Consider the following 22,762-nt stretch of genomic DNA (forward strand, 5'->3'; position numbering starts at 1 on the left):
ACACATGCTTGCTAGTGTTGTCTTCTCTTTTTCCTTGCAGGATGCGACGTAATGCCAGGCACTTCACATCGTAATGCGCTAAAACACCGGCTCTGGGCGCTATTTACCTTCTTCTTCATCCCCGGCCTGCTGATGGCGTCGTGGGCGACTCGTACTCCGGCTATTCGCGACATCTTATCTGTCTCAACGGCGGAGATGGGCGCCGTGCTGTTTGGCCTCTCCGTGGGCTCCATGAGTGGCATTCTCTCATCCGGCTGGCTGGTGAAACGCTTTGGTACGCGCAAAGTCATTCGTGCCAGTATGACTGCCGCCATCGCGGGCATGTTGGTATTGAGTCTGGCCCTGTGGCTGGCTTCCCCGCTGCTGTTTGCCGTTGGACTGGCGTTTTTTGGCGGCAGTATGGGTGCAGGCGAAGTGGCGATAAATATTGAAGGCGCCGTGGTCGAGCGCGAAATGAACAAAACCGTTCTGCCGATGATGCACGGCTTCTACAGCCTTGGCACGCTGGCTGGCGCAGGCGTGGGTATGACCCTGACGGCGTTAAGTACGCCGGCAACCTTGCATATTCTGCTGGCGGCCGTGGTCGCCATTACGCCGATCATACTGGCTATTTCTGCCATTCCCGAAGGGACGGGCAAAGACACGCCGGAAGATAAAGCACGTAACAAAGCGGGCCTGCCCTTTTATCGTGATATTCAACTGCTGCTGATTGGGGTAGTGGTGCTGGCAATGGCTTTTGCCGAAGGCTCTGCCAATGACTGGCTGCCGCTATTAATGGTTGACGGACACGGGTTTAATCCCACCTCCGGCTCGTTGATCTATGCCGGTTTTACCCTCGGAATGACGGTTGGGCGCTTTACCGGCGGCTGGTTTATCGACCGCTACAGCCGCGTCGCCGTGGTTCGCGCCAGCGCAATGATGGGCGCATTGGGTATTGGGCTGATTATTTTCGTCGATAATGCATGGATTGCCGGGATGTCGGTGATCTTCTGGGGACTGGGCGCATCACTGGGCTTCCCGCTGACCATTTCTGCCGCCAGCGATACCGGCCCCGATGCGCCAACCCGCGTCAGCGTGGTCGCCACCACAGGCTATCTGGCTTTTCTGGTGGGGCCGCCGCTGCTTGGTTTCTTAGGGGAACACTACGGTTTGCGCAGCGCGATGCTGGTGGTCTTAGGCCTCGTGCTGGTTGCCGCACTGGTTGCTAAATCGGTGGCAAAGCCGGATCGGGACATGCAATCCGCAACCGAATAATGCGCACACGCGGCAACACATTGCCAGGTTCGATTACGCATACTTCGCCCCTCTGTGTGGCTGGCGTACTGCCAGCCACCTTCAATTATCGAGGCGAAAATGAAAACTCAACTGGTCATGGCGCTGCTGTTCAGCACGTTCTCCATCGGCGCTCTGGCGCAAAACGTGACGGTCAATGTCCCGGACGGTTACAAAATCGAGCTAGTCCCCATCAACACCCCGACAGCGCAAACGACGTATGTTGCCCCGCAGGTCGTTGCCCCTGCGCCAGTTGTTCGCGTTGCGCCCCGGGCCCGTCATCTGGCAAGCATCGGTGAAGGGATGATTATCGAACATCAGATTGACGATCATCACTAAAACTTCAAAAGAACAACGCGCGCGCATTTTCTCTCTATTTCTGTTTATTACGCCCCTCTTCTCTGGCGAGCAGTAGGCTCAATGAAGCAGGCAATACCGTCAGCGTGACCAGCGTGGCCACGAGAAGTCCGCCGATAATGGCATAGGCCATCGGCCCCCAAAAAACCTGGTGTGAGATAGGGATCATCCCCAGTATTGCCGCGCAGGCCGTTAAAATGATCGGACGCGAACGATGCTCCGCTGCCGCAACAATGGCTTCGCACGAGGTCATCCCCTGCGCCAGGTTGTTATCCACTTCGCTTATCAGAATGACCGCATTGCGGATAATCATCCCTGCCAGCGCGATAACGCCCAGCAATGCCACAAATCCCATCGGCGTTCTTGTCGGCAGCATCGCTAATACGATGCCGGGCAAGCCAAAAGGCGCCATAAATAGCGCAAGCAACATACGGGAAAAACGCTGTAACTGAATCATGAGCAGAATCAGCATTGCGATGAGCGTCACAGGCAATACCGCAAAAACGGAGCTATTTCCCTTCTCTGCTTCCGCTACCGTCCCCCCTTCTTCGATGTGATATCCCTCAGGGAGCTGCGCGCGTAATTGATCAATCTTCGCACGCAATGCAGACGATACGGTCTGTGCATTAAGGCCCGGCGCCAGGTCCGTTTGCACGGTGATGAAAGGCAGTCGTTGGCGACGCCAGATAACCGGATCGTCAACACCCCATACGGGTGTGGCGACTTCGCTAAGCGGAATTTTCTTTCCCGTCGCGGTTGTCAGTACCAGTGACGATAACGTACTGATATCCAGACGCTCCTTATCGCTCGCCCGTAGCACCACATCCACGAGGCGATCATTATCCCGCACCGTGGTGACGGTACGACCAGACCAGACAGTGTTCAGCGTTTGAGCGATATCCTCTGAGGAGACGCCTGCTGCCCGTGCTGCCGTCTGGTTGACATTAAGTGTGATCACTCTTTCCGGTTCGCCCGCGGTCAGATTAACCTCGCGCGTGAAAGGCGAAGCTCCGGTCTCAGAGGCAACACGACGAGCGATTAACCGCACCTGGGCGTAATCAGGCCCGCTCACGCGGTATTTTATCGGCCAGCCTACCGGAGGCCCTAACTCAAGGGGAGAAACACGCGTCGTCAGGTCGCCAAACTGACTGGCTAAAAGCGTCGTGAGCTGCCGTTGTAAGCGATCTCTCGCTGCCAGATCCTTTGCCACAATAACGAGTTGCGCTGTATTTTCATTATCTAACAGGACTTCCATGGGCAAATAAAAGCGTATGGCGCCCGATCCGACATACGTCGTGTAATGATCAATATTGTCATTGCCCCTTATCGCGTGTTCAAGACGCTCGGCCTGCCGCTCTGTTTCGGGTTGTGACGTATTCGCCGGGAGCGAAAGACTCACCAGCAATTCGGGGCGATCCGATGCCGGGAAAAATTCCCCCTGCATATAGGTCGCCCCAACGCATGACAACATAAGCGTCAGCAAGGCAATACCAATGGTGGTCAGCCGATAACGCAGCACGCGATCCAGTAACGCACGATAGGCCTGGGCAAGTCTGCCTGCGCTCCCTTCATGTTTTTTAATACGCGCAGGAAGTAACCAGGTACCGGTCAGCGGCGAGAACAGGATGGCGACGACCCACGAGCTAAGCAAGGCCATCAGGACAACGGCAAACAGTGAGAAGCAGTATTCTCCGGCACTGGAAGCCGCAAAGCCGACAGGAATAAACCCCGCAATCATCACCAGGGTTCCCGTCAGCATGGGAAAAGCGGTGGTTTTGAAAGCATACGTGGCGGCATTTTTACGCGTATCGCCAGCTTCAAGCCTCGCCACCATCGCTTCTACCGTTATCATCGCATCATCGACCAGAAGCCCGAGCGCAATAATGAGCGCACCCAGAGAGATGCGCTGCAAACCAATCCCGGCCAGCATCATGCCGATAAATGTCATTGCCAGTACCAGAGGTATTGCAGCAGCAACGACCAGCCCGGCTCGCATACCGAGCGAGATAAAGGAAACGGCCAGAACGATCAGAACAGCTTCGATAAGCACACGGACAAAACCGCTGACGGCATCGCTCACGACAACAGACTGATCGGCCACTTTTACCATTTCAATACCGTGAGGTAACTGGTTTTTGACCTGCGCCATCCGGGCGTTGAGCGTCTTACCGAAAAGCAACATATTGCCGGTTGAGGCCATCGAAATCGCAAGCCCTATCGCAGGCTGCCCGTTCACCCGAAAGGCTGGCGTAGCCGGTTCGGCAATGTTACGCGTGACGGTAGCAATATCCGTCAGGGGAATGTACCGGTCATTGATATGCAGCGTGACGGCGCGAAGGCTCTCCTCTGAGGTCAATGCGCCACTCACACGCAAGGCAATGTTATCGTTTCCAGTACGGATCGTGCCGGAGGGTTCAACGGCATTTTGGGCCTTTAATGCCTCGCTCACCTGCTGAACGTCTACACCCATACCGGCAAGCTGTCGGGGGAAAAGGCGATAACAATCTGTTCCTGCTGTTCACCCAGAAGCGTAATCTTGCCAATATCTTTCACCGACATCAGATCACGACGGATCGCTTCTACGCGATCGCGTAACTCCCGCGAAGTGTAACCATCTGTAGTGAAAGCATAAATAGTGCCGAACGTATCATCAAACTCATCATTCACCGCCGGCCCTTGCGCCTCCTGAGGCAAAGAGCTTGCGCTATCCTGCATTTTTTTACGCACTTGATACCAGATCCCCTGAACTTGCTGAGGTGGCGTGTCGTCTCGTAAGTTCACATAAATAACGCTACTGCCTGCCCGGGTTTCACTTTCTATATAATCGAGCCAGGGCGTCTCCTGCAGTTTTTTCTCAAGGACATCGGTTACAAGCCGGGTTGTGTCCTCAATATTGGCGCCTGGCCACTGCGCGGAGACCACCGCCGTTTTGATGGTGAATGCCGGGTCTTCATTACGCGGAAGTTTTTCATAACTCAAGACCCCCGCCACAAGAATCAGCATCATAAACAGGCTTACCAGTTGCTGATGTTCAAGCGCCCATGCGGAAAGGTTGAAGCGCTGTTTTTTATCGGAGGCGTTCATGACTGACGCTCCCCCGGAATGACTTTTTCGCCATCACGTAACTTATTCACGCCTGCGGTAATGACTTTATCACCGGGATGAAGGCCGGATGAAACGAACACGGAAGAGGCAACATAGCCGGATAAAGTGACCTCGCGTAACTGCGCCTGTGCGTTATCCGCAATAACAAAGATGGCGGGTTTATCGCCAGCACGACTCAGTGCGGAGGCGGGAATCCGATAACCGGGCAACGTAGACGACGGAATATCAATGGTCGCGCTGGCCCCCAACGCCATCCCGGCAGGTTGGTTGTTAAGCGCAACCCTGACTTGCCAGGTTCTGGTTTGCGGGTCGGCCTGGGGGCTGACATCACGAAGTATGCCGGTGGTTTTTACGGCGGGATTCGACAACAACGCAACGTGAAATTCCCTCGCGTTGGCATCGGGTGTAGAAAGTCGCTGGGGATCAGCGATATCAAATACCACATCACGTGCCTCGCTGGTCGCAAGGGTAAAGACCGTTTGCCCGGCGCTCACCACCTGACCTGCAGAAACACTGACGCGGGTAATCACGCCATCCGCAGGTGCCGTCAGTTGCGTCCAGGCAAGGTTATCCTGTGCATTGCGCATAGCGGCCATGCTGCTTTTAAGGCGCGATGCCGCCGCTTGCCAGTCAGCACGCGCGCTATCGAGTTGAGTACGGGCGATAGCGCCGGAGGGCAAGAGTTTTTGCATTCGGTTCAAGTTCAGCAATGCGACCTGTTCGGCTGCTTTGGCACTTTCCACATCGGCGCGGGCGCTGGCAAGTTCATTGGTTCCTGTCTGGCTTTCTAATGTCGCCAGCACTTGCCCCGTATGCACATGATCGCCGATATCAACAAGACGGCTTACCATTCGGCCACTCAGTCGGAAAGAGAGTAAGGTTTCATCATGGGCACGAATTTCTCCGGTTCGTACATCGACCGGAAAGGAGGATAAGGTCTGAACAACAACGTAGCGAACGGGCCTCGGTGGAGCGCTCTTGTGCGTATCCTTCTCCCCACAGCCGGTCAGTAAAAAAATGAACACCACCGGGGCGATAAGCGGCAACAAAGAAAGGATGGAACATTGACGTGCGGCATGAAAAAGATGATGCGCGCTTTGACGAAATAAGACGGTGAGCTGTTCTGACATAACGCCACTCCTGAATGGTAATGGCGTTATTACAACGGGATGAAGTCGAGATTCTCTGCATTTTTCATCAAGGATTCATCAAGAATGCATTTATATCTCCTCAGCCGGCAGGGTTATCTCTATCAGCAGGCCACCTTTTTCAGGTAAAAACGCGTCAATATTCCCGCCGTGAGCAAGGCAAATAGCCCTGGCGATGGATAGCCCCAGACCACTGCCCCCGGAATGCCGCGCCCGCGAAGCATCGGCTCGCGTGAACCGCTCGAAGATGATCGGTAAGAAAGCGGGGTCCACACCAGGACCATCATCGTCAAAGGTGATGCTGAGCACATCTGCACAGCGACGAATGCCTATGTTCAGATGTCCTCCCTGCCGCCCATACCGCAAGGCATTTTCCATAATAATCGTAAAGGCCTGACCCAGGCGTAGAGCATCCCCATTGACAATAGAAGGTGGCGTATCCGCAACCGTAATCCTCATGCCGGACGTATCCGCCTGCAACTTAAGCCATGCAGCACGCTCACGCAATAGCTCCACCAGGCACAGAGGTTGGCGATCGAGAGTCAGTTGCCCGGCATCCGCCAGTGAAAGTAAGTGTAACTCCCCGGTCAGACGGCTCAGGAGCAACAGCTGGTTCATCACCATCCTCAGTTGCTCTTCTGTAGGGCTAAATACGCCATCCAGCATCCCCTGTAGCCGACCAATGGCCGCAGTTAAAGGAGAACGAAGTTCATGTGCCATCGCGACATGCGAAGCGCGCAGTTCGCGTTCATAAAGGGCAAGTTGTTGCGTCATGCCGTTAAAATCTATGGCGAAACGTATCATTTCAGCCGGCGCATCCCTGACGAGTTCCGCCTGACTGCCAAATTGCCCTTGCGTGACGTTATCTGCCGCCTCTCGTAAGCGGCTGAACTGAGAGGATAAAGGCCGCGCGTAGCGTAACCCCAGAATGACGATAAAAGGGATCATCACCAGAACAAGTACGCCAACCATGATCCAGTCGGCCGAGGCAATAGAGGGGGTCGAGTAACTGATCCCCCACCACGTGTCGACAATGTAATGGAAGCGTTCCGGGTTAACCTGCGGGTTGTCCCGCAACGCAAGAAATTCTGCTCTGACGCTGGCAGGCATGTCATGCAAAGCCCAGTAATTTTGGATGGCATAACGTAGCCACATGCACAGGGCAATGATGATGACAGTCCCGATAGCAAGGGCAAGGATGCGGGCGCAAATCCAGCGCCAGAGTGACGGGTGAACGGGACTTTTCATGGCTGCTGAAACCTGTACTCAATGCCGCGTAGGTTTGCCAGAACGTCGGCAGCATCCGTATCATCTTCAATTATCAAAACTTTTCGACAAACCATCTGTGTACCCTGGTTTTTTTAGAGAACAGTAATTGCCGGTCTGTTACGCCAATACGTACAATACCCTTTTCGTGACAGTATATGCGTATCGATAAAATGACAAATTATACACACTGCGTAGCGAGGATTGAATTTATCAGAAACCTCACCGCAAAATGCGTAACTTGACAGTATCTTAACAATTCCCTGACTGTTTATTGATATCATTACTTCATACTCAACCATCAGCAAATCATGCGTTGATATAACACGCTTTTAATCAATCCGGAGATGATTAATGTTCACCCAAACAACACTACCGTTGATGGCAGGTTTACTCTTTATTCCGATAACTTCATTTGCAGATGATACTGCCGCTGATTTAAACACATTTAGCATGGGTATCGCCGGGCAATATGCCCCACGTTACAGCGGGTCAAATCAGCAATTTTTCCAGGTCGTCCCCGTTATCTAGGGGCGTAAAGGTGCATTTTTTGTGGATTCAGAAAAAGGTCTGGGATATGACCTTCAGGCTGACAACGGCCTGTATTTAGAACACACGCTGGGTTATAGCCTGGGACGTTCTGAACGTAATTCTAACTGGCGGGAAGGCGCAAACGAATTAAAGGGAATGGGCAATATTAAAGCTGCTATGAATACCGCTCTGGCAGTAGGCTGGTCCATAGCCCCCTGGGTAAATATTGAAGGAAAAGCGATTCTTCCCGTTACGGATAGCCAGGGGGTGGCGTATCAGGCTTCCTTTACGCTTATTCCTTTGCAGAATGACATTGATACTATTGCACTGCAGAACACGGCCCTGTTCGGCGATCGTCGATATATGCAAATTAATTATGGCGTCAGTCAAAAACAGAGCGAACGCACGGGATATGCAACCTTTACCCCTGGCGGAGGTTTGTACGGAATAAACACAAGCCTGATGTGGAACCATCAATTTGACCCGCATTGGGGGACAACCTTAAGTGCGGGTTATAACTGGCTGAATGATGATGTTGCAAATAGCCCTATCGTTTTCAGACAAAATACCTTCTCTTTTACCGGTGCCATTACTTATACATTTTAATAATGCGTCTTCAAAAATGGAGACAGACAAGAAAAAATAATGGAACTGACATCAGACCTAAAAACAACCCGTACGCCTGGTAGTGAAATAACCTCTAAATACGGGTTTGATGATCAGCAAAGCCTCTCAAAGAACTTTAAAAAAATCCATAATGCGCCGCCAGGATAATGGCGAAAAAAGAAGAGTTAATAGCAGACAAACGCGCACAGAAGCCCTGAGAATACTTTTTCGATAAAGTTAATTAACAGGGCATTTTACATTTACTTTTTTTATTCATTCGTCACCCCACAAATACCTGGCATTGCCGCCGGTGATGTTTTCCGGCGGCAATGTTGCAGATCAGTGGCTGGCTTTTTTAATCGCGGCCTGAATCTGCTCCGCGCTGGCAAGCCCCGGGAAGACGGTAATGTTCTCCGGGTTTGCGCCTTTAACCGGCATGACAATCAGCCCTGGCGTCCCGGTGAGTTCCAGGGTCTGCGCCAGCGTATTGGTGTTCTCAAGTATGTTGCTGTAATCCGCCTGCGGCTTATCCGTGGCGCCGGCCGCCTTCGCGGCAGCGTTGATATCTTCGACCGTCAGTTGACCTTCGTTATGCCCGGTATGGTAAATGCTGTTGTGATAGATGGCATACCCGGCAGCGCCTTTCTGCTTCCAGACATCAAGGCCGCGCAGCGCCGCTTTCTCTGAGTTCTCCCAGCGTGATGCGAAAATAGGCCACTCTTTAAAGATATAACGCACGTCCGGGCTGGCCTTCATGACTTTTTCCAGCTCCGGGGCAAGCTTACTGCAATAAATACACTGATAATCGAAGAATTCAATGACCGCCACGCTCGCATCCTGCGGGCCGATAACCGGCGTATCTTTGTCACGCAGAAGCGCATCCTGGTTATCCATCACCTTCTGCGTCAGCGCCATCTGTTGACGCTCCTGCTCTTGCTGCTGCAATTTCTGGCTGACCTGCACCAGCACCTCCGGATGGGCAACAAGGTAGTCGGCGGCGATTTTCCCGATCTGCGCTTCTTGTTCCGGTGTGAATACCGGCGCAGAGGCAGCCAGTACAGGGCTTAAATGGAGAAGGGTATATGTGGTCACTAAAGAAATCAGCGTCTTTCTGAAGGTCATCGGTGGTATCCCTAACGTTTTCTTTGAATAGTGTTGCGAACAGGCAGGTGCGTCGTGCACAGCGGTATCGCTATCAAAGATACGCGTTTTCAGTAAAGGTGACACGCCGGAAGTGATAACAGATATGTCGATATAACCACAGGCGGGAGAACGGCTCAGGCTAACAGGAGCGAAGGAAAATCATCACGGGCAGATTGATGCTCTCCCTTCACCCTGCGGACAGCCTTAGCTTTCGAGCGAGTTTCCGACGCTTTTGTCACGCAGGAAAATTACCATCAGCCCCAGCCAGAACAGACCGTTGAGCAGATTAAAGACGCTGAACAGGCCGTTGCCGCCCGCCAGATAGGCATGTTTACTGACTTCGATACCGACGGTGAAAATCAGCATTTGCAGCATACCCATCGCCGCCGAAACCGCCCCTTTGCTGACCTCGCTGGCAAACAGGGTCAGGCGCACCAGCCCGGCGTTAGCCAGACCAATGCCAAACGCATACAGGCTTAATCCTGCCGTCATCCAGAGATAAGCATGCGACGAGAACAGCGTTGCCGTGGCCGCCAGGATAAGCCCGGCCACAATCGGCCAGCCGCCAAGAATAATCAGCGAACGCACGGTGCGCCGCGCAGTAAGCCGCGCCAGCAGCAGATTACCCAGAATCAACGCGCCAAAAATCGGCACCTGCAACAAGCCGTATTCGTAACTGCTGAGCTGTTCGCCGCTAATAATAATGATCGGTGACTGAGCAATCCAGGCCAGCAATGGCAGGCTGACAAACCCGATAGCCAGCGATCCGGCAACGAAACGGATGTTTTTCATCACCAGCGCATAGTCGTGCCACAGGGCTTTTAACGAAAGTGGTTCACCCAGCCGGGTGGCGGTTTCCGGCATCGCCCGCTGCAGACCCACAAACGCCACCGCGGCCAGCAGCGCAAAAAGAACAAACATCCCTTGCCAGGGCGCGGCATGAACCCACGCGGCGCCCACCAGCGGACCGAGCAGCGGCGCGATAAGCGCCACGTTAGCCATCAGCGCGGTGATTTTAATGCACACCGCCTCTTCAAAAGACTCCTGAATGGCCGCGTAGCCGACCGCGCCAATAAAGCACAGACTGATCCCCTGCAAAAAACGCAGCAGCGTGAACTGCTCAATGTTTTGTGCCAGTAAGGTGGCCAGGCAGGTCACCACGAACCACACCACGCCGGTCAACATTACCGGGCGACGGCCAATACGATCCGACAGTGGCCCCAGCAGCCACTGTAAAAACATGCCGCCCGCAAGGTAGGCGGTCATCGATGTCGGCACCCACTCAATCCCGGCCTGATATTGTTCGACCACGGCCAGCATACCTGGCTGAATCATATCGTTGGCAATATAGGTTGAGAATTCGTACAGGACCAGACAAAGGGGAAATAACAGTGCCTGACGTCCCAGGCGACGGCCAGTAAGGGTATGGTTTTGCATGCAATCTCTTTTACGTGAAAAATCGCGCAGAGTGTAATCAAAGCGGCCGGTTGACGACAGCGAATAATGCTACTCACGCCGTGGAAAGCACTTTTTTCAACCTTAAGGTTGCCTTAATCATCCCCGCGTACCGTGTCACATCAATGCAATAAACGGCTTAAGAATCGTCTAACTCTCGGTGAAATAAGCTGAAACGACTTTACCGTTTATCGCGCCGCTTTTAAGGTGAGCGCTGTCATCAAATCTTCACATCAGCCAGGGCCCGGAGTCATAAAGAGCATGTTGGAAAATCTGAATTACACGCTGTTCGCGATGATCAACGCCACGCCGGATTCCCCCGCATGGATGATTACCGCCGCACGGTTTATCGCCAACGATGTCATCAGCATCGTGCCGCTACTCGCCGTAGCGCTTTGGCTCTGGGGGCCGCGTAAACAGCTCAATGCACAGCGCCAGTTAGTCATTAAAGTCACCATGGCGATGGCGATCAGCATGAGTCTGTCGCTTTTGCTGGGGCATCTCTTCCCCCACAACCGTCCATTTGTCGATCATGTCGGTTACAACTTTCTGCCCCATTCACCGGATTACTCGTTCCCGAGCGATCACGGTACGGTCATTTTTACCTTTGCCATTGCCTTTATTGCCTGGCATCGGGCCTGGTCCGGCGCGGTGCTGATGCTGGTTGCGCTGGCGATTGCCTGGTCTCGTGTTTACGTGGGCGTACACTGGCCACTCGATATGGTTGGCGGTCTGTTTGTTGGCCTGTGTGGTTGTCTGAGCGCACAGATACTGTGGCAGATCTTCGGCCCGGGACTGCACCGCACGTTACAGCATCTTTACCGCCTCTGTTTTGCCTTTCCGATTCGCCGGGGCTGGGTACGTGACTAAGCCCGATGGCAAAGGTAAGATGAACGCCCTGCTAAATGCGGGGCTTTCTTTTATTCAGGGGTCCTATGGAAACAAGACGTGACGAACGGATAAGCCAGTTACTGTCGGCGCTCAAGCGCAGCGATAAGCTGCATCTGAAAGAAGCCGCCACCCTTCTGGGTGTTTCAGAAATGACGATTCGCCGCGATCTCAGCGCTAACAGCGCGCCGGTTGTGCTACTGGGCGGCTATATCGTACTTGAACCGCGCATCGCCAGCCATTATCTGCTAAGCGATCAGAAAACCCGTCTGGTCGATGAAAAACGCCGTGCGGCAGAGTTAGCCGCGAAACTGGTGCAGCCTCACCAGATGGTGTTCTTTGACTGCGGCACGACTACGCCCTGGATTATTGAAGCCATTCCGGCCGACCTGCCGTTCACCGGGGTGTGCTACTCCCTGAATACTTTTCTTGCCTTACAGGAAAAGCCGCTGTGCCGCGCCATCTTAAGCGGCGGCGAATTTCACGCCAGTAATGCCATTTTTCAGCCGCTCAATTTCAAAGAGACGCTGAGCTATCTGCGCCCGGATTTGGCCTTTTATTCTGCCGCAGGGGTTCACGTTGAGCAGGGCGTTACCTGCTTTAATCTGGAAGAGTTGCCGCTTAAACAGTGGGCGATGGCCAGCGCGCAATTTCATGTGCTGGTGGTCGATCACAGTAAGTTCGGCAAAGTGCGTCCGGCATGCATGGGCGATTTACGCCATTTTAATGCCATCGTCAGCGACTGCCGCCCGGACGAGGCGCTGGTTGAGTTCGCCAAAGCCGAGCAGATCAAACTGGTCTTCTGACCGTGCCCGCAAGGGGCACGGTGTCTGGTCGATGTTAAACAGCCCCATGCATCTTGAAATTATAAGCTGTAGCTTATAATATTCATGTATAAGTTACAGCTTATACAGGGAGAGGTAAATGTGGACTGTGATTTTTAGCCAGCGTTTCGATGACTGGCTAAAGGAGCAAGAAGAAGATCTTCAGGAAAAGGTATTAGCAGATTTGGGAATATTGAAGGTGTACGGGCCGGATTTGCCCCGCCCCTATGCTGATACAATCAAAGGCTCACAATATAAGAATATGAAAGAGCTGCGTGTACAGTTTTCAGGCAAACCCATTCGGGCATTTTATGCTTTTGACCCCATTCGCCAGGCTATCGTGCTGTGCGCTGGCGACAAGAGCAATGACAAACGCTTTTACGACAGAATGATACGCATAGCTGATGATGAATTCACAACGCACCTCGCTAAACAGAAAAAGGAGAGCAAACAATGAGAACCTTAGATGAAGTAATCGCGGGTCGCTCCCCTGAGAGCCAGGCCCGAATTAAAGAAATGACTGATGAAAGGGTTTTAGAGGTCGGGCTTCAAATGATTCGTGAGGAACTTCAGTTATCACAAAAGGCGTTGGCCGATGCAATGGGCGTTCGTCAGCCTGCTATCGCTCAGATTGAACAGCGTGGGAACGATCTCAAAATCGCCACACTTAAACGCTATGTCGAGGCAATGGGAGGGAAATTAAGTTTAGATGTTGAGCTTCCAACCGGAAAACGCGTTGCCTTTCACATTTGACCCTTAAGTAACTCATGCAAAACCCGCTGAAACGACGGCGGGTTTTGCATTTTGCTCAAGCCATAAATATCAAGCAAACCAGCCAAACCACTGGTGGAATTTCATCAGGACAAAGTCCCACATCCGGCCAAAGAACCCGGCCTCTTCCACCGCTTCCATCACAATAAGCGGACGCTTCTCAATGGTCTGTCCGTTAAGCTGAAAATCAATGGTACCGACAACCTGCCCCTGTTTAAGCGGCGCGGTAAGCTGCGGTTCAGTTAAGGTATAAGAGGCTTTCAGGTTTTTCAGTTGCCCTTTTGGAATGGTGACAGAGCCGGCCTCGCCTGCCCCCAGTTTTGCCTCGCTTTGCGCGCCAAACCAGACGCGTTGATTCACAAAAGTGGCGTCGGGTTTGATTGGCGTAACCGTTTCGAAGAAGCGGAAACCCCAGGTCAGCAGCTTTTCCGACTCGTTAAAACGAATGCGGTCGGTTTTCGCCCCCAGTACCACGGAAATCAGGCGCATGTCACCCATCGTTGCCGACGCCACCAGGTTGTAACCCGCGCCATCCGTCGTGCCGGTTTTCATCCCGTCGACATTCATGCTGGTACTCCACAGCAGACGGTTGCGGTTCGGCTGACGAATTTTGTTGAAGGTAAACTCTTTTTCTTTGTGGATCGCATACTCGTCCGGAACGTCGTGAATCAACGCCTTACCGAGCAGCGCCATATCACGTGCGGTACTGAACTGCCCCGGCGCGTCCAGTCCGTGGACGGTCTTGAACGTGGTGTTGGTCAGGCCCAGTTTTTGCGAGTAGCTGTTCATCAGGCTGACGAAAGAATCCTGGCTACCCGCCACGAAATCGGCAATCGCGATACTGGCGTCGTTACCGGACTGAATAATGACCCCTTTATTGAGGTCAGCCACCGAAACCTGATCGCCTGGCTTGAGGAACATCAGTGAAGAGCCACGTAACGCAGGATTTCCGGTGGCCCAGGCATCTTTACCCACCGTCACGGTGTCGGTCAGGTGAATCTTTCCTGCCTTTAACGCTTGCCCGACAACGTAACTGGTCATTAATTTGGTGAGGCTGGCAGGGTCCAGTTTCTCATCGGCATTCCCTTCTGCCAGCACCTTACCGCTGGCGTAATCCATGAGGATCCAGGCGCGGGCATCGACAGGCGGAGCCTCCGGCGCTTGTTCCACTGCATACGAAGAAGGTGAAAAGAGAACGATCAATGCGGCTCCCGCCGCCAGGCCGCGTGAAAATAAAGAAAAATGCGTCATATAGGCCACCCAGGTATCCATTCTGAAATCAACGTCGCACCACCGTGCAGCAACAAGCCGTGAGTAATAGCGCATAACCAGCGTGAATAAAAGCACTGGAAAGTAAAGTTTATGCAATAACATATTGTTGTGCTCTGGCGCGTGGATAATTTTGTAAATCGTTGCCAGAACGTTAACTTTATCTCAACATGGAAGGCCTCAGACAGGATGGTAAACGCAAGGGGGTAACATGATTACGCTATGGGGAAGAAATAACTCATCCAACGTCAAAAAAGTGCGCTGGATACTCGAAGAGCTGGAACTGCCGTACGAACACATTCTCGCAGGCGGCGCGTTTGGTCTGAACCGGGAAGCAGAATTTCTGGCAATGAATCCCAACGGTCTGGTGCCATTGCTGCGCGATGACGAAACGGATGTCCTCCTGTGGGAATCCAATACCATTGTTCGCTACCTGGCCGCACAGTACGGCCAACGTCGCCTGTGGAACGATGAACCTGCCGTACGCGCGCAGGGGGAAAAATGGATGGACTGGGCACTGTCCACGCTGGCGCCGAAGCACGGTATTTTGCTGGTAGGCCTGGTGCGTACGCCCGTCGAAAAACGCGACAATGCGGCCATCGAAGCGGGCATCAACGCCTGTGAAGCGCTCTTTGCCATGCTTGACGACGCGCTGGCTCAACAGCCGTGGCTCTCCGGCGCGGAATTCGGCCCGGGTGACATTGCCGTCGCGCCCTTCATCTATAACCTCTATAACATCGGGCTGAGCTGGACACCACGCCCACACTTTGAGCGCTGGTACCAGACGCTGACGCAGCGCCCGGCGTTTCGTGACGTGGTCATGATTCCGGTAACCTGATAAGCCTGCCCGGTGCCACTTACCGCGCCGGGCTGACTTTCAGCAGTTCCCCGTCTGACGCATCGGTCAGCACATACAGATAGCCATCCGGCCCGACGCGCACATCGCGAATGCGCGCCTTGCGCTCTTTAAGGATGCGTCCGTCTTCACGCACCGTATTGCCGTTTACGCTCATCACGATGACATCTTCATCTTTCAACGCACCGATAAAGAGTTTGTTTTTCCATTCGGGAAACACATCCGCGTTATAGAATGCCATGCCGCTGATAGCCGGAGATTTTTTCCAGTAGAAAATGGGCTGTTCGGTCCCCTCCACCTTGCCGCCTTTCGCCTCGGGGATAGGCAATCCGCTGTAATTTATTCCCCAGGTCGCCAGCGGCCAGCCGTAATTTTTCCCTTTCCCGGCAATATTGATTTCATCGCCGCCGCGCGGACCATGTTCATGCATCCACAGGGCATGACTCCACGGGTTGATCGCCATCCCCTGCGGGTTACGAAGCCCGTATGCCCAGATTTCCGGTCGCGCGCCAGCCTTGCCGACGAAGGGATTATCCGGCGGGACTTTACCCTCGTCGGTCAGGCGAACCAGCTTGCCCTGTAATTTATCGAGATCTTGCGCGGTGGGGCGCTGGTTATTTTCCCCAAGCGCAATCCACAGGTAGCCTTTACCGTCAAATACCATGCGTCCGCCAAAGTGATTGCCGGTCGACAATTTTGGCTGCTGGCGAAATACCACCTGAAAAGCGTCAAGGTGTTTTGCATCCTCGCTAAGACGGCCATATCCCACCACCGTGCCCGCTTTGCCGTCCTGCCCGGCTTCGGCATAGCTCAACCAGACCCGACGCGACTGGGGAAAATCCGGCGCCAGCACCACATCCAACAGCCCGCCTTGCGCGTTCGCCCATACCTTCGGAATGCCGGTTATCGGGTCAGAAAGGCCTTTCCCGGGTAGCCATTGCCGTAGCTGTCCGCCGCGCATCGTTATCAACATGCCCTGATCGCCGGGCAAAAAAGCCAGAGACCAGGGGTGATCGAGTTTGGTTTGTAATACCTCAACCTTAACGGGTGCGGGTGCCGCCATGACAGAGGCAGAAAGGAATATCGCAGGAATAATAAACGCAGCGGAACGATGCATGACGCACTCCTTTATTCATGGTTTGCATAAAGGGTAGCCAGCACGGCCGGGCCAAAGGGGATTTTTACAAAAGCTTAAAAAGAAAGGGGGGAGTGGCCTCCCCCTCGTTTAGATTTCGGCGAGCGGTACATGTTCGCAAAGATATTTGATACTGAAATTCAGCACATTAAAGGCTCTTTCCAGTTTCTCGACATTCACCGCTATATAGGTTGGGCAATCCTGACGCCCGCTTAACAGGCAAACCGCCACGGAGGAGATAGCCTCCTCCGCACGATACAATGCTCCTCGGGTATCGGCATCCTGCAATGTGTTCAATTGCACACCGTTATCACGTATTTCCCTGGCAAGATCGAAGAAGTGCTCGCGTAATTGATCGTTTTCGCTGACAGACATATACCCTTTCGCTTTTCGCATCTGGATATAGATCGCAAGATCAGCTCTGGCATCAACCAGTTTGTCCAACAGACAGTGTGTAAGTTCGTCAACGGTCATACGTTCCCCCCCTTGTCAGCCATCAGGCACAACTTATAGTATGGCTGTTTTTTGAGCGAAAGCATGCGCAACGTCAATTATTAACCGCTGACGAAACTTCTTTACACTTTAGAGCTGCTTAACATTCTCCCGGCTGGCAAGCCATGCGCGCCAGCCGCCATATTCCGTGATGTCCGTTGCGCCCTCTAATCCATTATTTTCACAAATGAATCCGGTCAACCACTGTCCCTGTTCAAGTTCCACCTTGCCTAACCCCAGCGGCGCCGGGATACCGGCCAGAAACGATCCCAGCTCGCTGGACGGCAGCGCCCACACCTCAACGGCAATAGCCCTGCCGCCTTCGGCGACACGAACCATGCCAGGACGTTTGCCATCCGCCAGCGCATACAGACGATAGGCAGGTGCGCTCAGCGCGGCCTTCACAAGATATCCCCCGCGCTGACGCAACTGATAATTGAGCGCAAGACCGTCCAGATGTGCACCGCAGACCACCACGTTTACCCGGTCATTTGCGGCGGCATGCGTAGGGGCATCAGCCTCGATGGTACTGCCACCGGGCAAGCTCAGCGGTTTTTGGCGCTGCAAGGCATCCGCCACGCTCAGCAGATATTGATCGGTAAAGGCGCGGCCGAATAAGGTCACGCCGGAAGGTAAGCCACTGGACATAAACCCGACCGGAACCGCCACGGCGGCGTAATCGAGCAGGTTCATGAAATTGGTGTAGTAGCCGAGATCAGAATTGCGCTTCACCGGCTCATCGTGCAGCTCAGCCAATGTGACCGGGCGCGGATAGGTCGGTGTCAATACGCAATCCAGGCCGTCGAGCAAGGCATCGCATTGCCGTTTATAACCCTGTAACCGATAGAGACCGTCAAACGCGCTGACGGCATCGGTGGTCGGGGCTTTTTGCAAAACATCACGGATAACGGGCAGTACCGCATCCGGCTGCTGTTCAATCAGTTGACCTGCCACATGGTAGCGCTCTGCCACCCACGGCCCTTCATAAAGCAGTTTTGCCGCGGCCAGGAAGGGGGTGAAATCAAGCTCGACGGGTATTCCCCCCAGTGCTTCCAGCTGTGCTTTGGCCTGATAAAACAGTGCTTCGCTCTCGGCACACCCCAGAAACTCCAGCTTATCCGGCACGCCAAAACGGAAACCGGCCTGCGGCACGCCAAACGCCTGCTTGCTGTTCCACAGCGGATTGTGGCGGCTGTAGTCGTCATCCGGATCCTGGATCGCCGTCAGCGCCAGCAAGGTGCTGGCCTCAGCGGCCGTGGCGGTAAAGAAGGTGACACAATCCAGCGTCCGACACGCTGGCACGACGCCCGCCGTTGAAATCAGTCCTTTGGTGGCTTTCAGCCCCACCAGATTGTTCAGGGACGCGGGGACGCGCCCGCTGCCAGCAGTGTCGGTGCCTAACGAAAAGCTGGCAACGCCCAGCGCCACCGCCAGCGACGACCCGGCGCTGGAACCGCCCGAAGGATAATCAGGATGTACGCTGTTGCGACAGGCGCCATAGGGCGAGCGGGTACCATTCAGACCGGTGGCGAACTGATCGAGGTTGGTTTTACCCAGCGGAATAGCCCCGAGAGCAATCAACTGCCGCACGAGAGTGGCATCCTGCCCGGCCATATACGCAAATGCGGGGCAGGCCGCCGTGGTGGGGACGCCTGCAAGATCGATGTTGTCTTTGATGGCGAACGGAATGCCGTACAGCGGCAGATCCTCCGGCTGATGCTGTTCCAGCGCTGCCAGATAGGGTTCCAGCTCGGCTTCATTCAGAATATGAATGAACAGATGAAATTCCGGGTTGAGCGCCAGCGCCCGTTCGCGTAATTGCATAATGAGCGCTCGCGGGGTTATCTCACCGCTACGGTAGCGTTTCGCCAGTGTACTGAGGCGCAAATCAAAGGTCTGTGTCATTGTGCTTTCTCCATCACCACTACACATTGCCCGGCGCGCACGGAGGTTCCCGGCTGCACCCGAACCTGACTGACCACGCCGTCATGCGGCGCGGTTAACGGTATTTCCATCTTCATCGACTCCAGCACCACCAGCACCTGGCCCTCTTTCACTATGCTGCCTGGCGTCACATTGACCTGCCAGAGATTACCGGAAACCGGGCTGTCAACGCCCCGTTCCCCGGCTTTGAGCGGGACATCATCCCCTTCCCCGATAATCACATCGCTGCTGTCGAAATGGGCCTGGCCGCTGGCAATCCAGCGATCGCGCTCGGCGGCAAATGCCTGCTGTTGATGGGTGCGGTTTGCTGCAATGCTTTGCGCTTCATCGGCAAGGAACTGTTGATATTCCGCCAGGCGCAGCGTGGTCTGTTCGATGCGCAGCGGATAGCGTCCGAGCGGGAAGTCCCGGCGGATGGTAAGCAATTCATCGGCAGACACCGGATAAAAGCGGATCTGATCGAAAAAGCGCAGCAGCCACGGCTTGCCGCCAAAATCGGCCACATCGCGATAGCGGTTCCACATTTGCAGGGTGCGGCCCACAAACTGGTATCCCCCCGGTCCTTCCATGCCATACACACAGAGGTATGCGCCGCCAATGCCGACGGAGTTTTCCGCCGTCCAGGTACGCGCCGGGTTATATTTGGTGGTCACCAGACGGTGGCGCGGGTCGAGCGGTGTCGCCACCGGCGCGCCAAGGTAAACATCGCCCAGCCCCATCACCAGATAACGGGCATCAAAGACGGTTTTATAAACCTCATCAATATTTTCCAGATCGTTAATCCGGCGGATAAATTCGAGGTTGCTCGGGCACCAGGGCGCGTCGCGGCGCACGGTGGTCATATATTTCTCAATCGCTTTCTGACAGGCCGGATCATCCCAGGAGAGCGGAAGCCAGACCACGCGCGACGGCACATCCAGATCTTCGCGCTCGCACACATCGGCCCACAGCTTGCCAATGATCGCAAGCAAGCGGCTCAGCGTCAGGGTTTCCGGCTGATAATGCACCTGCAATGAACGGATCCCCGGTGTCAGGTCGATAACCCCGTCCAGCGCGCGGGTTTCCAGCGCCTGCATCAGGGCGTGACCGCGAAAACGCAATACCAGGTCGAGCTCCGGCTCGCCAATTTCCAGTAATAAATGGGTGTCACCAGAAAGACGCGCCACCAGCCGTTTGTCCCCTTCTCCGGTCTCCAGCACCACCGGTGAGGCCAGCGAGGCAGGATGCCAGTTAAAGGTCACAGGTCGCAGCGTTTCCACCTCCTGGCGACGGGTCTGCGCCAGCAGCCGGGCTGTTGCCACATCCACCGGGACGAAACGCACTTTGTCGCCCGCTTTTAGTTGCCCAAGCTGGTGCAGGTCGGCTTCGATAACCGTCACCGGGCAGACAAAGCCCCCGAGACTTGGGCCGTCCGGGCCGAGGATAACTGGCATATCCCCGGTGAAATCCACCGCGCCGATGGCATACGGGTTGTCATGGATATTGGACGGGTGCAGCCCCGCTTCCCCACCACTCTCACGCACCCACTCCGGCTTCGGCCCCACCAGGCGGATCCCGGTTCGGCTCGAATTAAAGTGCACTTCCCAGTCGGTGGCAAAAAAGGTGTTGATATACTCGCGGGTGAAATATTCCGGTGCCCCATGCGGGCCATAGATCACGCGCAGTTCACGCACGACGGACAGTGTGGTGTGCAACGCCTGCGTGAGTACCGCGCCGCTTGCGCGGTCCACCAGAGGATTGAGATGCAGCACATCGCCGGTACGCAGCGCACGCCCGGCGTGACCACCAAACTGCCCGAGCGTGAAGGTGCTTTTGCTACCAAGATAATCCGGCACATTAATGCCGCCACGCAGGCAAAGATAGCTCCGCACGCCGGCACCGCTCACTTCGCCCAGGCGCAGCGTGCTGCCTGCCGGGATGGTGAAGACCCTGTTCATGGCAACGTCGTCATCTTCAAGGGTGATGCTCATCGCCGCGCCGGTCACCACCGCCACGGCGTCGGTATTAAATTTCAGCGTCGGGCCCGTGAGGGTGATTTCCAGCGCGGCATCGGTGGCGGCATTCCCCAGCAACGCATTACCCAGACGCAGTGCGCGATCGTCCATCGGGCCGGACGGTGGCACCCCCACCGCCCAGTAGCCCTGGCGCCCAGGATAATCCTGTATCGTGGTTTGGGTTCCGGCGCTCAAAACCTCAAGGGTCGTGGCCTCGTAGCGCAACCCTTCCAGACAACGCGTCCAGGGCTCGCCATTGGCAAACGGAGAGAAGGCTAAAATCTGGCGCAGATACTGACGGTTGGTCTCCACGCCGTAAAGACGGGTCGCCGCCAGCGCGGCATCCAGGCACGCAATCGCCTGTGCACGCGTTGGCTGCCAGGCAATGATTTTTGCCAGCATCGGATCAAAGAACGGCGGCACTTCGCAGCCTGCTTCCACCCAACTGTCAATGCGCAACGTGCGGCGATCGTCGAGCGGAAACGCCACGTCAGTCAGTAGCCCCGGCGAGGGCTGGAACTGGCGCCCCGGATCTTCGGCATAGACGCGCGCCTGTATGGCATGCCCCTGCGGCGTAAGCCCGGCAGCCAGCTCATTCAGCGGCGGGAGATCGCCGGCGGCCAGCTCAATCATCCAGCGCACCAGATCCACGCCCCAGACCTGCTCGGTGACGCCATGCTCCACCTGCAAACGGGTGTTCACCTCCAGGAAGTAAAAGCGTTTTGCCGCGCTGTCATAAACAAATTCGACGGTTCCGGCGCTGCGGTAATTCACCGCTTTTCCCAGTTTGATGGCCGCCGCGCACAGCGCGGCTTCCATGCCATCCGGCAGGTGCGGTGCAGGTGTCTCTTCCAGCACTTTCTGGTTACGGCGTTGTACCGAGCAATCGCGCACGCCAAGGGCAATTACCTCGCCTTCGCCATCGCCAAAAATTTGTACTTCCAGATGGCGCGCGCGCTCGATGTACTTCTCGATAAAGACACCCGCATCGCTAAAGTTGTTTTTGCCCAGCCGCACGACCGCGTCAAAGGCGTCGGCCAGCTCATCGGCGCTGTAGCACACCCGCATCCCGATACCGCCGCCGCCCGCAGTGCTTTTCAGCATCACCGGGAAACCGACAACGCTCGCCGCCTGCAGAGCCTCATCAAGATTAGCCAGCAGTTCGGTGCCTTCCAGCATCGGCACGCCATGCTTTTTGGCCAGCGCACGGGCCGTGTGTTTTAAGCCAAAGACCCGTAGCTGCTCCGGTGTCGGGCCAACAAAGGCAATCCCTGCGGCTTCGCAGGCTTCGGCAAAGGCGGCGTTCTCGGAAAGAAAACCGTAGCCGGGGTGAATCGCCTGCGCGCCGCTCTGACGAGCCGCAGCGATAATTTTTTCACTGACCAGATAGGTCTGTGCCGCCGGGCCGTCGCCCAGGCTCATGGCTTCATCGGCTTCACGAATATGTAGGCTGCTGGCGTCAGCCTCAGACCAGACGGCAACACCGGTGACATTGAGCGCGCGCAAGGTGCGCAGGATACGGCAGGCAATCGCGCCACGGTTAGCGATAAGGAGTTTCGTAAACATAGTCAGGACTCAATCGTGGCGGGTCGTCCCGCCGAAATTCGGCTCGCCTTATGGCCGTCCATAAGGGGCAGGTCGTTTACGGACGCGGTGGTGTCTCGCGCGTCTGACTGAGCGGTAAACGGTTCGCGCGCACCGCAAAC

At 55.0% G+C, this 22,762-nt stretch carries 16 protein-coding genes and 2 pseudogenes; 8 read left to right on the top strand and 10 right to left on the bottom strand.

All coding sequences use genetic code 11. The features are described 5' to 3' along the window. The first annotated feature begins 51 nt into the window (after window positions 1-51). A complete protein-coding gene (locus AB182_RS16860; protein WP_047371109.1) occupies window positions 52-1,254 on the top strand; it encodes an MFS transporter in 1,203 nt (400 codons plus the stop codon). Between the two features lie 99 nt (window positions 1,255-1,353). Continuing rightward, the gene (locus tag AB182_RS16865) at window positions 1,354-1,611 is read left to right on the top strand and encodes a hypothetical protein (RefSeq protein WP_047371110.1); all 258 of its coding nucleotides are present in this window, start codon (window positions 1,354-1,356) and stop codon (window positions 1,609-1,611) included. 34 nt (window positions 1,612-1,645) lie between these two features. Here the strand turns inward: AB182_RS16865 and AB182_RS16870 are convergent. The 3 genes and pseudogenes from AB182_RS16870 to AB182_RS16880 all read right to left on the bottom strand — a co-directional run bounded on the left by AB182_RS16870 (window position 1,646) and on the right by AB182_RS16880 (window position 7,130). Further along, window positions 1,646-4,713, bottom strand: a pseudogene (locus tag AB182_RS16870) (efflux RND transporter permease subunit). Further along, window positions 4,710-5,864, bottom strand: a complete 1,155-nt coding sequence (locus tag AB182_RS16875; protein ID WP_047371111.1) for an efflux RND transporter periplasmic adaptor subunit — start codon at window positions 5,862-5,864, stop codon at window positions 4,710-4,712. Before AB182_RS16875 ends, AB182_RS16870 begins: the two are co-directional and overlap by 4 nt. Before the next feature lie 90 nt (window positions 5,865-5,954). Beyond that, window positions 5,955-7,130 carry a sensor histidine kinase gene (locus AB182_RS16880; RefSeq protein WP_047371112.1) on the bottom strand — a complete coding sequence of 392 codons (1,176 nt, stop codon included), beginning with the start codon at window positions 7,128-7,130 and terminating at the stop codon, window positions 5,955-5,957. Window positions 7,131-7,502: 372 nt separating this feature from the next. Here AB182_RS16880 and AB182_RS16885 point away from each other — a divergent pair. Continuing rightward, window positions 7,503-8,285 (top strand): annotated as a pseudogene (locus tag AB182_RS16885) (MipA/OmpV family protein). Window positions 8,286-8,624: 339 nt separating this feature from the next. Here the strand turns inward: AB182_RS16885 and AB182_RS16890 are convergent. Then, window positions 8,625-9,407, bottom strand: a complete 783-nt coding sequence (locus AB182_RS16890) for a DsbA family protein (RefSeq protein ID WP_047371113.1) — start codon at window positions 9,405-9,407, stop codon at window positions 8,625-8,627. Window positions 9,408-9,632: 225 nt separating this feature from the next. Next, complete coding sequence (locus AB182_RS16895) at window positions 9,633-10,865, bottom strand: MFS transporter (RefSeq protein ID WP_047371114.1); 1,233 nt, start codon at window positions 10,863-10,865, stop codon at window positions 9,633-9,635. A gap of 279 nt (window positions 10,866-11,144) precedes the next feature. On the opposite strand from AB182_RS16895, the gene ybjG reads away from it, so the two are divergent. The 4 genes from ybjG (at window position 11,145) to AB182_RS16915 (ending at window position 13,348) form a co-directional block, all read left to right on the top strand. After that, on the top strand, window positions 11,145-11,753 hold the full coding sequence (gene ybjG / locus AB182_RS16900) for an undecaprenyl-diphosphate phosphatase (RefSeq protein ID WP_047371115.1): 609 nt from the start codon (window positions 11,145-11,147) through the stop codon (window positions 11,751-11,753). Between the two features lie 65 nt (window positions 11,754-11,818). Next, window positions 11,819-12,577, top strand: coding sequence for a DNA-binding transcriptional repressor DeoR (gene deoR, locus AB182_RS16905; protein ID WP_047371116.1), 759 nt, complete (start codon window positions 11,819-11,821; stop codon window positions 12,575-12,577). 118 nt (window positions 12,578-12,695) lie between these two features. Further along, window positions 12,696-13,052, top strand: a complete 357-nt coding sequence (locus tag AB182_RS16910) for a type II toxin-antitoxin system RelE/ParE family toxin (protein WP_047371117.1) — start codon at window positions 12,696-12,698, stop codon at window positions 13,050-13,052. After that, complete coding sequence (locus tag AB182_RS16915) at window positions 13,049-13,348, top strand: helix-turn-helix domain-containing protein (RefSeq protein ID WP_047371118.1); 300 nt, start codon at window positions 13,049-13,051, stop codon at window positions 13,346-13,348. Before AB182_RS16910 ends, AB182_RS16915 begins: the two co-directional genes overlap by 4 nt. Window positions 13,349-13,417: 69 nt before the next feature. Here the strand turns inward: AB182_RS16915 and dacC are convergent, their stop codons facing one another. Then, a complete protein-coding gene (dacC, locus tag AB182_RS16920) occupies window positions 13,418-14,617 on the bottom strand; it encodes a serine-type D-Ala-D-Ala carboxypeptidase (RefSeq protein ID WP_047373336.1) in 1,200 nt (399 codons plus the stop codon). Between the two features lie 229 nt (window positions 14,618-14,846). Between dacC and AB182_RS16925 the strand changes: the two genes are divergently transcribed. After that, entirely contained in the window at window positions 14,847-15,473 is a 627-nt protein-coding gene (locus tag AB182_RS16925) for a glutathione S-transferase family protein (RefSeq protein WP_047371119.1), read from the top strand. Between the two features lie 19 nt (window positions 15,474-15,492). Here AB182_RS16925 and AB182_RS16930 read toward each other — a convergent pair whose 3' ends face one another. From AB182_RS16930 to uca, 4 genes are all read right to left on the bottom strand, one after another. Then, window positions 15,493-16,608, bottom strand: coding sequence for a PQQ-dependent sugar dehydrogenase (locus tag AB182_RS16930; protein ID WP_047371120.1), 1,116 nt, complete (start codon window positions 16,606-16,608; stop codon window positions 15,493-15,495). 108 nt (window positions 16,609-16,716) lie between these two features. Next, on the bottom strand, window positions 16,717-17,100 hold the full coding sequence (locus AB182_RS16935; RefSeq protein WP_047371121.1) for a biofilm formation regulator BssR: 384 nt from the start codon (window positions 17,098-17,100) through the stop codon (window positions 16,717-16,719). A gap of 108 nt (window positions 17,101-17,208) precedes the next feature. Continuing rightward, complete coding sequence (gene atzF / locus AB182_RS16940) at window positions 17,209-19,023, bottom strand: allophanate hydrolase (protein ID WP_047371122.1); 1,815 nt, start codon at window positions 19,021-19,023, stop codon at window positions 17,209-17,211. Continuing rightward, entirely contained in the window at window positions 19,020-22,622 is a 3,603-nt protein-coding gene (gene uca / locus AB182_RS16945) for an urea carboxylase (RefSeq protein WP_047371123.1), read from the bottom strand. Before uca ends, atzF begins: the two co-directional genes overlap by 4 nt. Window positions 22,623-22,762 lie beyond the last annotated feature (140 nt).

The organism is Phytobacter ursingii (genome assembly GCF_001022135.1).
GTDB classification, from domain to species: Bacteria; Pseudomonadota; Gammaproteobacteria; order Enterobacterales; family Enterobacteriaceae; genus Phytobacter; species Phytobacter ursingii.

Coding starts and splice junctions, on each gene's coding strand:
- AB182_RS16925 (WP_047371119.1), top strand. CDS start 14,847: ATGATTACGCTATGGGGAAGAAATAACTCATCCAACGTCAAAAAAGTG.
- AB182_RS16915 (WP_047371118.1), top strand. CDS start 13,049: ATGAGAACCTTAGATGAAGTAATCGCGGGTCGCTCCCCTGAGAGCCAG.
- deoR (WP_047371116.1), top strand. CDS start 11,819: ATGGAAACAAGACGTGACGAACGGATAAGCCAGTTACTGTCGGCGCTC.
- AB182_RS16875 (WP_047371111.1), bottom strand. CDS start 5,864: ATGTCAGAACAGCTCACCGTCTTATTTCGTCAAAGCGCGCATCATCTT.
- AB182_RS16935 (WP_047371121.1), bottom strand. CDS start 17,100: ATGACCGTTGACGAACTTACACACTGTCTGTTGGACAAACTGGTTGAT.
- AB182_RS16910 (WP_047371117.1), top strand. CDS start 12,696: ATGTGGACTGTGATTTTTAGCCAGCGTTTCGATGACTGGCTAAAGGAG.
- uca (WP_047371123.1), bottom strand. CDS start 22,622: ATGTTTACGAAACTCCTTATCGCTAACCGTGGCGCGATTGCCTGCCGT.
- AB182_RS16865 (WP_047371110.1), top strand. CDS start 1,354: ATGAAAACTCAACTGGTCATGGCGCTGCTGTTCAGCACGTTCTCCATC.
- AB182_RS16890 (WP_047371113.1), bottom strand. CDS start 9,407: ATGACCTTCAGAAAGACGCTGATTTCTTTAGTGACCACATATACCCTT.
- dacC (WP_047373336.1), bottom strand. CDS start 14,617: ATGACGCATTTTTCTTTATTTTCACGCGGCCTGGCGGCGGGAGCCGCA.
- ybjG (WP_047371115.1), top strand. CDS start 11,145: ATGTTGGAAAATCTGAATTACACGCTGTTCGCGATGATCAACGCCACG.
- AB182_RS16860 (WP_047371109.1), top strand. CDS start 52: ATGCCAGGCACTTCACATCGTAATGCGCTAAAACACCGGCTCTGGGCG.
- AB182_RS16895 (WP_047371114.1), bottom strand. CDS start 10,865: ATGCAAAACCATACCCTTACTGGCCGTCGCCTGGGACGTCAGGCACTG.
- atzF (WP_047371122.1), bottom strand. CDS start 19,023: ATGACACAGACCTTTGATTTGCGCCTCAGTACACTGGCGAAACGCTAC.
- AB182_RS16930 (WP_047371120.1), bottom strand. CDS start 16,608: ATGCATCGTTCCGCTGCGTTTATTATTCCTGCGATATTCCTTTCTGCC.
- AB182_RS16880 (WP_047371112.1), bottom strand. CDS start 7,130: ATGAAAAGTCCCGTTCACCCGTCACTCTGGCGCTGGATTTGCGCCCGC.